Origin of the sequence: Planomonospora sp. ID91781, assembly GCF_015711595.1 — a bacterium.
GTDB lineage: Bacteria > Actinomycetota > Actinomycetes > Streptosporangiales > Streptosporangiaceae > Planomonospora > Planomonospora parontospora.
Window position 1 is genome coordinate 520,872 of the sequence record NZ_JABTEY010000003.1, and the last position, 12,691, is coordinate 533,562.

The window sequence follows — 12,691 nt, forward strand, 5'->3', positions numbered from 1 at the left end:
TGTAAAAGAGGATCTGTTTCAGGTCAAGGTCATATCCTGGCGAAGATCGTGACGCAGCACATGCGTACGGGGCGCGGGATCACAGGAATGGCCAGGCATGTCACGAACGCGAAAACGTCTCACCACCGGATCGCTCGTCGCGGGACTGCTGATCCCCCTCCTATCCGGGGTGTCCGCCGCTCCCGCCTCCGCGGACCGGCTGAGCGCGGCGCTGGTGAGGACGGTCGACCTCTCGGCGCTCGACCCGCCGCTTCCGGACCCGTCGGGCATCGCCTACGTCCCCTCCCGGGACCGCCTGCTGATCGTCGACGGCGAGGTCGACGAGATGCCCGTCTTCGCCGGTTCCAACCTCTTCGAGATCACCCGCTCCGGGACCCTCACGGACCGGGGCCTGACGAACCCGCCCACCAAGGAGCCCGTCGGGATCAGCCACGACCCGGGCAGCGGGCACGCGTTCATCGCCGACGACGACCAGCAGCGCATCCACGACTTCGACCCGGGGCCGGACGGGCGGTTCGCCACCGCCGACGACGTGCGCACCTGGTTCAGCACCGGGGCCTTCGGCAGCACCGACCCCGAGGACGTGGCGTTCCATCCGCAGACCGGCGAGATCTTCGTGCTGGAGGGCACCGACAACGACATCCACCGGGTCGGCCCTGGGCCGAACGGCGTCTTCGACGGGGTGGCGCCGAGCGGCGACGACGTGAGCACGGAGTTCGACGTGCTCGGCCTCGGCATCCGCGACCCGGAGGGCATCGCCGTCCACCCGGTCAGGCACACCCTCCTCGTCGCCGACTTCACCACCCAGCGGGTGTACGAGCTCAACCGCGAGGTGATGCCGGTCAACAGCATCGACATCTCGGCGTCCGGCCAGACGAAGGCGGCGGGGATAGCGGTCGCCCCCGCCACGGACGACCCGCAGCGGCTGAACCTGTACATCGTGGACCGCGGCGTCGACAACGACACCGACCCGGACGAGAACGACGGGAAGATGTACGAGATGTCGGTGGACCTCCCGCCGGTCCCGAACCTCGCCCCCGTGCCGCAGGCCGGGCGCGACGTCGCGTCGCACCTCACCGACCCGCTGACGCTGCGCGGCGCCGTACGCGACGACGGCGGCCCCGCGCCGGTGGCCGTCGCCTGGTCGCAGGCCGGCGGCCCGGGCACCGCCGTGTTCGCGGACGCGGCGGCCGCCGTGACCGAGGTCTCCTTCTCCGCCCCCGGGACCTACGTCCTGCGCCTGACCGCCTCCGACTCGGCGCTGTCCGGCTCGGACGACGTGACCGTCACCGTGCTGCCCGACGGCGCCCCCATCCCGCTGAACGTCCCGGTGGCCAAGGCCTTCGACGACGTCGAGCAGCCGCCGACGGGTTACGTGGACTGGCTCGGCAAGTCGCTCAACATCCCGAACGCGGGCGGCACCGCCCAGACGATCGGGCTGCGCTTCGCCGGGCTCGACGTCCCGCCGGGCTCGACGATCACCTCCGCCTCCGTGCAGTTCACCTCCGCGCGCAGCGGGTCGGCGGCCACGACCGCACGGGTGTGGGCCGTCGCGTCGGACGACACGCCGACCTTCGCCACCACGCCCGGCAGCGTCGCGGCCCGGCCCCGCACCCAGGCGTCGGTGACCTGGAGCCCGCCGGCGTGGACCGGCGCGGGCCAGGCCGGTGAGGCGCAGCGCACCTCCGAGCTGAAGACGCTGGTGCAGGAGGTCGTCGACCGGCCGGGATGGGCCCGCGGCAACGCGATCGCGTTCGTCATGACCGGCACCGGCGAACGCGCCGCCCAGTCCCACGACGGGGGCACGGCCCCGGTGCTGCACCTGAGCTACGTCGCGGGCGGCGCGCCGCCGGTCCGGCCCGTCGCCTTCCGCGCCGCCTCGCACTTCGCCGGGAACGCCACGAGCGCGAGCGTCGGCGTGCCGACCGCGGTCCAGAGCGGCGACGGGATGCTGCTGTTCGCGACCGTCAACACCGTCTCGGCGACGGTCACCGGGCCCGCCGGAGCGATCGGCTGGACCCTGGTCGCCGACTTCACGACCGGCTCCGCCCGGACCCTCGTGTGGAAGAAGGTCGCGGTCGCCGGGGACGCCGGCACCCCCGTCAGCCTGGAGCTCAGCCCCATCACCAAGATCGGTCTGCAGCTCGTCGCCTACGACGGGACCTCGGCGGCCGATCCGGTCGCGGCGGTGGCCACCCGGTCGGACACCACGGCCACGACCTCCCACACCGGCCCGGCGGTCGAGGTGGGTACGGCGGGCGGCTGGCTGGTGTCCTACTGGGCCGACAAGTCCTCGGTCACCACCGCCTGGACCCCGCCCCCGGGCGTGGCCGTCCGCGACCAGCTCGCCGGGTCCGGCTCGGGGCGCGTCACCTCGCTGCTGGCCGACAGCGGCGGCACCGTGCCGATCGGCACCGCCGCCGGTCCGACCGCGACGACCGACGGGGCCTCCCGCGCCGCGATGGTGCGCGTGCTGCTGGCCCGGGAGCCGTGACCCGCACCGCGTGAACCCGCCCGTCCGCGTCGCTCCGGCCACCCGGCCGGAGGGACGCGGCGAAGCGACGGCCCAGGCCGCCCGTCCGAAGCGACGCGGACGCGCGGTCCGGCCGGAGCGACGGTGCAGGACGCAGGCGGCCCGGCGGGCGGCCCGCTCAGCGCCCGGTGAACTTCGCCCGGGTCTTCTCGGCGAACGCGCGCATGCCGATCCGCGCGTCGTCGGTGGCGAACAGCCCGGAGAACGCCAGCCGCTCGATCTCCAGGCCCGTGTCGAGGTCGGCCTCCAGGCCGTGGTCGATCGCCCGCTTGGCGGCGCGCAGGGCCGCCGCCGGGCCGCCGGCGAACCGGGCCGCGTAGGCGAGGGCCTCGGTGTGCACGTCGGCGTCGGGGACGACCCGGTCGACCAGGCCGATCTCCAGCGCCTCGGCGGCGGTCACCTGGCGGCCGGTGAAGATGAGGTCCTTGGCCTTCGCCGGGCCGATCAGCCGCGGCAGCCGCTGGGTGCCGCCCGCGCCCGGGATGATGCCCAGCAGGATCTCCGGCTGGCCGAGCCTGGCGGACTCGCCCGCGATGCGGACGTCCGCGCACAGGGCGAGCTCGCAGCCGCCGCCGAGCGCGTAACCGGTGATCGCCGCGACGACGGGCTTGCCGATCTCCGCCACCGCGGTGAAGCAGTCCTGGAGCACCGAGGAGTGCGCCGACATCTCCGCGTACGGCATGTCCGCCATCTCCTTGACGTCGGCGCCCGCCGCGAAGACCCGCTCACCGCCGTAGAGGACCACCGCGTGCACGCCGGGGTCGGCGTCCACCTGCCGGGCGCAGTCCGCGATCTCCCGCTGGACCTGCGCGCTGAGCGCGTTCATCTTCGGCCGATCGAGCCTGATCGTCGCGACCCCGTCGGCGGACTCGACCCGTACGAACTCACCCATCGCTGTCCCTCCACTGGAAACGCCGTCGTCCCGCATGCCGTCCCACCATAGAGCCGGACCCGCCCGCCCCGGCTCCGGCGGGTGCCGTACGGCGGAAGCTCGCGGGCCTGCGGGCGCCGTACGTGAGCGGACCGGACCTGCGGGTGCCGTACGGCGGGAGCGCGGGCCGCGGGAGGCGTCAGCGGAGGGGTAACACCGTCTCGCCCATGCCGCCGGTGACGCCGGCGGGCCCCTCGGGGCCGGCCGCCGCCGCCCGGTAGACCCTCTCGTACCCCTCGGCCATCACCGCGACGTCGAAGCGGCGTCTGACCCGGGAGCGGCAGGCCCGCGGATCGAGCCCGCCGACCGCCTCGACCGCCTCGGCGAGTTCCTCCGGCCGGCTCCGGACGAACCCGGTGAGGCCGTCGGCGACCACCTCCGGCACCGCTCCCCGGCGGAGGGCGACCACCGGGGTGCCACAGGCCATGGCCTCGATCATCACCATTCCGAACGGCTCCTCCCAGAGGATCGGGAAGAGCAGGCAGCGGGCGCCCGCCAGCAGCTCGCGCTTGCGGACGGCGTCGGCCTCGCCGACGTACACCGCGTCGGGCCCCAGACGGGGGGCGACCTCCCGGTCGAAGTACTCCCGCTCCCCCGGCTCGGTGATCCGCCCGGCGAGCAGGATCCGCCGCCCGGCCGCGCGGGCCGCGTCGACGGCCAGATGCGCCCCCTTGTCCTCGTTGAACCGGCCCAGCCACAGCACCCAGTCCTCCTTACGCTCGCGGAAGGGGAACGAGCCCGTCTCGACGGCGTTGTGGACCACTCCCGCCCAGTTCAGGTCGGGGGCCAGCCGTCGCTGGGCGGCGGAGATGCCGACCATGGAGACCTCGCGGCCGAGCGCCCGGTAGTACTCGCCGAACTCGCCGTCCACCTCGTGGTGGCAGGTGACCACGGTCGGGGCGGTGCGCGCGGCGGCGGTCAGCGGCCCGGCCAGCGAGTGGTCATGGACGACGTCGGCGTCGATCCCCGCGAGCAGGTCGTGCGCCCGGGCCGCGTGCAGCACCTCGGGTAACGCCTGACCGATCCGCCCGGAGGGGGGCGAGGCGTAGGTGCGCAGGAAGCGCGCGGAGGTGCCCGGCCTGCCCGCCGCCACCAGCGTGACCTCGTGCCCGCGCCGGGAGAGACCGGCGATCAGCTCGGCCAGCATCGACTCGATCCCCCCGTAGCCGCGGGGCGGCACCTCGTACCAGGGCGGCGCGACCATCACGATGCGCAGCGCGCCGCGCCGTCCCGGGAGACCCGTTGCGGAAACCATCTCAACCTCGCCTACGGCCGACCGGCCTTCTGAAGGACATCCGGACCACTGATCGGGGAGAGATCGAAAGGGCGTCCGCCCGGAGGGGTCAGTGGATCTCCTCCAGGACGGCGGTCAGCGGCGGCCGCGGCGCGCCGACCACGGTGACGTGCTCCGGGAGCCCGGTGACCGCGACCTCGCCGCCGTCGACGTCGACCGTGACCCTGGCGCCCGCGAGCTGGAGGCCGGCGATCTTCATGCTGGTCAGCCCGACGGGGGACATCCACACCTTGTTCTGCGGCACGCACGGGTCGAGGCGGAGCAGGCTGCGCATCAGCTGAATGGGGGCCGCCGAGGCCCAGGCCTGCGGGGCGCAGGAGGTGGGGAACGGCACCGGTTCGGGGAACTCGTCCCGGCCGAACCCGCAGAACAGCTCCGGCAGCCGCCAGTTGAAGGCCTTGGCCGCGTCCAGCAGGCCGAACGCGACCTGCCTGGCCTCCTCCTCGAAGCCGTAGCGCATCAGGCCCGCGGTGACCAGCGCGCTGTCGTGCGGCCAGACCGAGCCGTTGTGGTAGCTCATCGGGTTGTAGGCGCCCATGCTGGAGGCCAGGGTCCGGATGCCGAACCCGGTGAACATCTCCGGCGAGAGCAGGTGCTCTGCGACGGAGGCGGCCCGCTCCTCGTTCACGATGCCGGTCCACAGGCAGTGCCCCATGTTGGAGCCGAGTCCGTCGATGGGTCGGCCCGCCCGGTCCAGGCCCATGGCGTAGTAACCCCGGTCCGGCAGCCAGAACATCTCGTCGAACGCGTCCCGCAGCCGCATCGCGCGCTCGATCCACTGCTCCTGGAGCACCGGGTCGCCCGCCTCCCGGGCGAAGTGCGACCGCGCGATGTAGGCGGCGTAGACGTACCCCTGGACCTCGGCCAGGGCGATGGGCGGGCGGGCCAGCGTGCCGTCGGCGAAGTTGACGCCGTCCACGGAGTCCTTCCAGCCCTGGTTGAGCAGGCCGTGGTCGGTCTTGCGCCGGTAGTACAGGAACGGGTCGGCCGACCTGGTGATCCAGTCGAGGGCCGCGTCGGCGTGCGGCAGCAGTTCCTCGACCGCCTCCTCGTACAGGCCCCACCGGCGCAGCTCGCCCAGGAGCATCACGAACAGCGGGGTGGAGTCGACCGAGCCGAAGTAGACGTGCCCGTCGTGGGCCGAGACGCCGTCCTGCACCCCGAAGCGCAACTCGTGCATGATCTTGCCCGGTTCCTCCTCCGAGAGCGGCTCCTCCGCCCGGCCCTGCACCCGGGCCAGCCGGCGCAGCGTGCCCAGGGCCAGGGACTGGTCCATCGGGAGCGCCATCCACGAGGTCAGCAGCGAGTCGCGGCCGAACAGCGTCATGAACCACGGGGCGCCCGCGGCGACCGACGGCGGCTCCCCGGGCTTGTCCTCCTCGAAGAGCCGGAGCGAGCCGAGGTCCTCCTTCGACTTGGCCAGGACCTGTGCGACGGTCCGGTTGGAGGTCGTGACGACCGGCGCGAGCCGTTCCCAGTCGGCGCGCCGCCGGGCCGGCTCGGCGTGCTCCACCGGATGGTGGGCGGAGAACCAGGCGGGCGTCTCCTCCCCGTCCACGATCGGGTTGACCTGCAGGGCGACGGTCCAGTCGCCGCGTGCGGGGACCACCACCCGGAACGAGAGCAGGCCCATCGTGGCGACCGGCATGGGGTTGCTCATGATCCTGGCTCCGCGCCCCCGGGTGGCGGAGGCGACCAGCAGGCCCGAGATGTCGGACGTCATCTCCACGTCCGCCACGTGCATGACCCGCCCGCCCTTCACCTCGAACAGGTCGGCCAGGTCGGAGCCGATGTGCAGGGCGATCGTGCACCCGGCCGCCTCGTCGGACATGTTGCGCAGGGTCAGGTCCTCGCGCAGGCCCCCGCCGACGTAGCGGTCCCTGATCACCAGCATGGTGCTCTCCGCCTGGCCCGGCCGGGGCCCGGTGCGGCCGAGGAAGATCGCGTGATACGGCTCGGGGTTGATCGTCCGGAGCGACTCGATCGGCGCCTCGTCCACCTTCAGCTCCAGGCGCGACACCAGGCGGGTGTCGGCGTGGTACAGCCCTTGGGCGCCGCCCGGGGTGATGTCGCCGTTGCAGGTGGACACGCAGAAGGAGCCGCCCTCGACCAGGGTCACCGTGGTGCCGCCCAGCGCCCCCGGCTGGCCCTCGAACGTCCATGCGTTCACTGTTGTCTCCGCGATGTGGAAGGTTCCCGGCTCCTGAGCCATTCCCCCTTCATCCCGAAAGGAACAACGAAAGCGCACTTCAGGGCGTTACGCCCGGGACGGCACGGCCCTTCAGACGCCCCCGGCCCCCTCCGCCTTGGCCCTCTCCGCCCCGGATCCCTCCGCCCCGGCCGCCGGGAGGTCGCTCCGGACGTGGCTCCCCGCTCGGGCCGTCGGGCGGTAACCCCGGACGTAGTCGACGGTGAACCGCTTGGGGTACGGATGCTCCGGCGCCGGCGGGGTGTCCCGCTCCGGCGCCTCCGGGAACTCGTAGATGTTGAGCATGAGCTGCATCGGGTAGCGCGGCGACTGCCGCACGGTCCTGACGTGCCGGCCGTCGACGAGGAAGGAGACCCGCTCGGGGGTCCACTCGGCGGCGTAGACGTGGAACTCCCGCGCGTCGATGGGCAGGGTCTCCACCGTGAAGTCGTCGGTGATCGCCGGATCGCCGAAGGGGTGCAGGCCCATCCCGACCCTCACGGTGTCCGGCCCGACGTCGCGGCCGAAGATCTCGCAGACGCAGATCTCCGCCGACCGCTCGGGCTCGTCCTCGTAGCCGATCATCCAGAGCGCCACCATGGAGCGCGGATCGTCGATCGCCCTGGCCCGCAGCTCGATCAGGCCGTACTGCGGGGTGTAGAGCCGGACGGCGCGCTGCTCCTCGCGGACCGCCATGCCGGAGCCGCGCCCGTGCTGCCCGACCGTGCTCCCGAGCGGCCCGGCGAAGACGCCGGTCTGCAGGGACGAGACGCGCAGCCCCCCTTCCCGTTCGGGGTACCAGGGCGGCTGGTCCTCCTCGATCAGCAGGTCCAGACGGCCCCCGCCGACCTCGTACCGGGCCGCGGAGGCGGCGCGGCCGTTCCACTGCGGCAGGTAGTACGGCACCCAGCGGCCCTCGTCCAGCCGGTCCCCCTCGAAGAGGTCCTCGAACTCCAGCACGTAGCCGGCCTTCGTCACCGGATCGGGCCCGCCCGGCCCCTCCCCCGCCTCGGTCACACCGTGCCCGCCCTCACCCGTTCCCGCCACAGGCCGTCCGCCTTCCCCCCGACCGGCCGGTCCGTCGACCAGCGCCGGTCCTCTTCTCCATCCCAGGACGCCCGCCGCCGCCAGGGCGGGCGAGACGATCATGACATCGGTCCACGGGGAGTCGGTCACCCCGCCCCCGGTCACCGCCAGGACGGCGGCCTCCAGCGCGACCGCGGCGGCCAGGACCACCGCCGCGCAGACCGCCCGCGCCCGCGCCGGCCGCGCCGCCAGCAGGGGGGCCGCGAGCGCCATCACCGCCGCGGCGGGCACGGCCACGACGAGCCCGGCGACCAGCCCGATCAGGGCGCCGATCACCCCCACCTGGACCGAGGCGGGGATCAGCAGGAGGATGCGCTCCGCCCGGTCGCCGACGCCCTCGGCGCCCTCACCTCCGGTGAGGACGGCCACGACGATGACGAGCACCGCCGAGACCGCTCCCGCCGCGGCGCCGCCGAGGAGGCCCGTGGCGAGCGTCCTGCCGGCGACCGCCATCCTTTGAACGCGTTCAACGGCCATACCCCCAGTCTCCACGACGATCGCGCGTCCGCCCAGGGGCGGGCGGCCCCGGATCCGGGACGCCCCGGGATCCGCTTGGCGCCGCCGTTCCCGGATACCGGCACCGGTCTCCGGCGGGCCCTGAAGAGGTCCTTCTACCTGCTCGACAGGGGATTGACCCATTCGAGCTTCGGGAAGCGGGCGAAGTCGGAGTCGAACGAGCAGACGCCGACGCCGTGCTCGATGGCGAGCGCGGCGAGATGCGCGTCCGTGACCAGGTTCCCCCGCAGGTCCCCCTCGACCAGCAGATCCCGCAGCACCTCGGCGTGCCGCGCCGTGGGACCGGGGATCCACACGGCCTCCGCGTCCAGCCAGTCCTGAACGAAGCCCCACGCCTCCTCCACGCCGAGAGGATCAGCCGAGGCCCGGGGGTGGGTCGAGATCCTCACGAACGCGCACAGGGAGTTCCAGGGGAGGCCCACCCGCGACGACCCGTTGAGTGCCCGCTCCAGCCAGCTCTTCGACGCCTCGTGGAACGAACTGCCGCTGTCGACGGCGTAGAGGAGAACGTTCGCATCGACGATCATCAGTCGTGTTCCAGATCATCGAGCAGGTCCAGCGCCTCCGCCACGTTGGAGACGTCGACACGCATCCGCAGCGCCCGGGTGCGCTGCTGGAACACCCGCCGCTGAGGCCGGGCCCGCATCCCCGCCCTGACCAGCTCGTTGAGCGCTTCACTCAGCCCTATGTGCCTTTCGCGCCGCAGTTGCTCGACGGCGGCGACGACATCTTCTTCGAGACGCACCGTGGTCCTCACTTTTCAAGTGTCGCATCAGAGATGCGAGCCCTCAAGCATCATGATGCGCGTAAGCCTACATCGGTGAATTACCAACCGTTCGCACATCGTCACAGAATGCTCTGGTGGTATCGCCTCGGGCGCAGGCTTGTAGAGGCACCGGACGAGGGACGGCACCGCGTTCCCTCCCGGCTTGGCGCCGCGGTTTCCGGGTAACGGCGGATCATGACCGACCTGCTGCCCGAGGCGTTCCTCCGCGAGGCCGTCGACCTGCTCGTCCGCCTCGTCGAGGCCGCAGGCGCGATCGTCATCTTCGTCGGTGCGGCGGTGGCCTTCGTGCGCTTCCTGGTGGTCACCGTACGGCGCCGCGGCCACGACGACTTCGTCGCCGTCCGCCTGTTCCTGGGACGGTTCCTCGCGCTGGGCCTGGAGTTCCAGCTGGCCGGGGACGTGCTGCGCACGGCCATCGCGCCGAGCTTCCCCCAGATCGGGCAGCTCGCGGCGATCGCCGCCATCCGGACCGCGCTGAACTTCTTCCTCAACCGGGAGATCGAACGGGAGGGCCGCACGGTCCGGGACTCCCGCCCCGACCGGCCTGCCGGACCCGAGGGCGATTCCGGACGGGTGCCGCCGAAGGCCTGACGAGAGCGGCGCCGGCCGGGAGAGGGGTGCCCTCCCGGCCGGCCGGTGGTGTCAGCGCAGGGTGCCGTTGGTCATGCCCTCGGGCTCCTGCGGGACGGCGACCAGGCCCAGTTCGGCGGGGGCCGCCATCAGCGGGTGGGACGGGACGACCCGGACGGTGTAGCCGAAGGCCCCGGTGCGCTGCAGCGGGATCGCACCGTTGAACACGGCCCTGCCGTCGTCGCCCCGGGAGTCGGCGTTCAGCGACGCGTACTCGGGGTCCACCAGCTCGTCGTGGAGCCCCACCCGGCCGTAGGCGACCTGGACCTCGATGTCACCGGGATCGAGCTCGCCCAGGGCGATCGTGGCCCGCAGCTCCAGGGAGGCGCCGACCTCGGGGGTGTCGCCCAGGCCGGACGCCTCGACGTGCTCGACCCGCACGCCGGGCCAGGCCCGGCCGACCCGCAGTTTCCAGGAGGCGAAGTCCTTGGCCTGGTCGTGCCCGCCGGCCGACAGGGCGCGCGCGGCCTGGGCCGCCGGGGTGTAGAGGTCGACGACGTAGTCGCGGAGCATGCGGCCGGCCAGGACCTTCGGGCCGAGGGAGGTCAGCGTGTGGCGGACCATCTCCAGCCAGCGGCGGGGCAGCCCGTCGACGGGGCGGTCGTAGAACCGGTCGGCCACCTCGTGCTCGATCAGGTCGTACAGCGCGCCGGCCTCCAGCTCGTCGCGGCGGTCGGGGTCGGTGACGCCGTCGGCGGTGGGGATGGCCCAGCCGTTCGTCCCGTCGTACCACTCGTCCCACCAGCCGTCGCGGATCGACAGGTTGAGCCCGCCGTTCAGCGCCGCCTTCATCCCGCTGGTCCCGCAGGCCTCCAGGGGGCGCAGCGGGTTGTTCATCCACACGTCGCAGCCCTGGACCAGGAGCTGGCCGAGGGCCATGTCGTAGTCGGGCAGGAAGACGATGCGGTGGCGGACGTCCTCGGAGTCGGCGAACTTCACGATCTGCTGGATGAGCTTCTTGCCGCCCTCGTCGGCCGGGTGGGCCTTGCCCGCGATCACGATCTGGATCGGCCGCTCGGGGTGGAGCAGCAGCTCGCGCAGGCGCGCCGGGTCGGAGAGCATCAGCGTGAGCCGCTTGTAGGAGGGCACGCGGCGGGCGAAGCCGATCGTCAGCACCTCGGGGTCGAGGGCCTCGTCGATCCAGCCGAGCTCGGCCGGGGAGGCGCCGCGGTCGAGCCAGGAGCGGCGGAGCCGGACGCGGGCCGCCTCGACCAGGCGCTCGCGCATCCGTCCCCGGATGCTCCAGACGTCCTCATCGGAGATCTTGTTCACGCCCTCCCAGCCCTGGGCGCGGTCCACCAGCGAGGGCAGCTCCCGCCCGGCCAGTTCCATGATCTCCCGGCCGACCCAGGTCGGCGCGTGCACGCCGTTGGTGATCGACCCGATCGGCACCTCGTCGACGTCGAAGCCCGGCCACAGCCCCTGGAACATCCCCCGGCTGACCTCGCCGTGCAGCTGCGAGACGCCGTTGACCCGCTGGGCCAGGCGCATGCCCATCGCCGCCATGTTGAACTTGCCGGGCTCCTCCTCGGCGCCGAGCGCGAGGATGCGGTCCACCGGGACGGTGGGCCAGGCGTTGTCGCCGCCGAACTGCCGGCCGATCAGGTCGGTCGGGAAGCGGTCGATGCCCGCAGGCACGGGGGTGTGCGTGGTGAAGACGGTTCCGGCCCGGACCGCCTCCAGGGCCTCGTCGAAGGAGAGCCGGGCCTCGGTGAGCTCACGGATGCGCTCCAGGCCGAGGAAGCCGGCGTGGCCCTCGTTGGTGTGGAAGACCTCCGGCTCGGGGTGCCCGCCGATCCGGCAGTAGGCGCGGATGGCGCGGACCCCGCCGATGCCGAGCAGCAGCTCCTGCTTCAGGCGGTGGTCGGTGCCCCCGCCGTACAGGCGGTCGGTCACGTCGCGCTCGGCGTTGTCGTTCTCGGCCACGTCGGAGTCGAGCAGCAGCAGCGGGACCCGGCCCACCTGGGCCACCCAGACCTGGGCGTGGAGCGTGCGGTGCTCGGGCAGGCCGATCCGGATCCGGACCGGGGAGCCGTCGGCCTCCTTGAGGAGGGTCAGCGGCAGCCCGCCCGGGTCGAGCGACGGGTAGTGCTCCAGCTGCCAGCCCTCGGGCGAGAGGGACTGGGTGAAGTAGCCGTGCCGGTACAGCAGGCCGACCGCGAGGATCGGCACCCCGAGGTCGCTGGCCGCCTTCAGGTGGTCTCCGGCCAGGATGCCCAGGCCGCCGGAGTACTGCGGCAGGGCGGCGGCGATGCCGTACTCGGGGGAGAAATAGGCGATGGCCCGGGCGGCGTCCGGTAGCGACTGGTACCACCGCGGGGCGGTCATGTACTCGCGGAGGTCGTCGGCCGCGTCGGCGAGCCGCCGCAGGAAGCGGCGGTCGGCGGCCAGCTCGCGCAGGCGCTCGGGCTCGACTGCGCCCAGCAGCGCCACGGGGTCGTGGCCCACCCGTTCCCAGGTGTCCGGATCCACCTCGGCGAACAGGTCGAGTGTCTCGGGATGCCAGGACCAGCGGAGGTTGTGCACGAGCTCGCCGAGGGCGGCCAGCTCCGGAGGCAGGACGGTGCGGACGGTGAACCTGCGGATAGCTCTCACGCTGTCAGACCCTAGTTACTCAACGCCACAGGGGCGACCAAATTGCTCACGCGTGTCCCCCTCACCGCAATCACCGGGCTCCAAACGCGTCCCGGTCGGTTGATGGCCCGGCCGCGGGGAGAACGATGGCC

The 12,691-nt window shown here is 72.9% G+C and carries 9 protein-coding genes; 2 read left to right on the top strand and 7 right to left on the bottom strand.

Translation table 11 applies throughout. The annotated features are described in order from the left end of the window. Window positions 1-97: 97 nt before the first annotated feature. Window positions 98-2,494 carry a hypothetical protein gene (locus HS048_RS32655; protein WP_196469805.1) on the top strand — a complete coding sequence of 799 codons (2,397 nt, stop codon included), beginning with the start codon at window positions 98-100 and terminating at the stop codon, window positions 2,492-2,494. Between the two features lie 157 nt (window positions 2,495-2,651). On the opposite strand, the gene HS048_RS32660 is transcribed toward HS048_RS32655, so the two are convergent. The 6 genes from HS048_RS32660 to HS048_RS32685 form a co-directional block, all read right to left on the bottom strand. After that, window positions 2,652-3,425 (bottom strand): enoyl-CoA hydratase/isomerase family protein, encoded by a 774-nt coding sequence (locus HS048_RS32660; protein ID WP_068897673.1) that lies wholly within the window; start codon window positions 3,423-3,425, stop codon window positions 2,652-2,654. Window positions 3,426-3,603: 178 nt separating this feature from the next. Then, window positions 3,604-4,719, bottom strand: coding sequence for a glycosyltransferase family 4 protein (locus tag HS048_RS32665; protein WP_196469806.1), 1,116 nt, complete (start codon window positions 4,717-4,719; stop codon window positions 3,604-3,606). Between the two features lie 88 nt (window positions 4,720-4,807). Then, the gene (locus HS048_RS32670; protein ID WP_196469807.1) at window positions 4,808-6,928 is read right to left on the bottom strand and encodes an amylo-alpha-1,6-glucosidase; all 2,121 of its coding nucleotides are present in this window, start codon (window positions 6,926-6,928) and stop codon (window positions 4,808-4,810) included. 111 nt (window positions 6,929-7,039) lie between these two features. Further along, complete coding sequence (locus HS048_RS38620) at window positions 7,040-8,509, bottom strand: glycoside hydrolase family 16 protein (RefSeq protein WP_304609725.1); 1,470 nt, start codon at window positions 8,507-8,509, stop codon at window positions 7,040-7,042. 134 nt (window positions 8,510-8,643) lie between these two features. Continuing rightward, entirely contained in the window at window positions 8,644-9,075 is a 432-nt protein-coding gene (locus tag HS048_RS32680) for a type II toxin-antitoxin system VapC family toxin (protein WP_189238219.1), read from the bottom strand. Continuing rightward, window positions 9,075-9,305, bottom strand: a complete 231-nt coding sequence (locus tag HS048_RS32685; RefSeq protein ID WP_068897676.1) for a ribbon-helix-helix protein, CopG family — start codon at window positions 9,303-9,305, stop codon at window positions 9,075-9,077. Before HS048_RS32685 ends, HS048_RS32680 begins: the two co-directional genes overlap by 1 nt. A 204-nt stretch (window positions 9,306-9,509) precedes the next feature. On the opposite strand from HS048_RS32685, the gene HS048_RS32690 reads away from it, so the two are divergent. Beyond that, entirely contained in the window at window positions 9,510-9,926 is a 417-nt protein-coding gene (locus HS048_RS32690; RefSeq protein WP_068897677.1) for a DUF1622 domain-containing protein, read from the top strand. Window positions 9,927-9,977: 51 nt separating this feature from the next. On the opposite strand, the gene glgP is transcribed toward HS048_RS32690, so the two are convergent. Beyond that, window positions 9,978-12,560: an alpha-glucan family phosphorylase gene (gene glgP, locus HS048_RS32695; protein WP_196469808.1), complete on the bottom strand. Its 2,583-nt coding sequence runs from the start codon at window positions 12,558-12,560 to the stop codon at window positions 9,978-9,980. Window positions 12,561-12,691 lie beyond the last annotated feature (131 nt).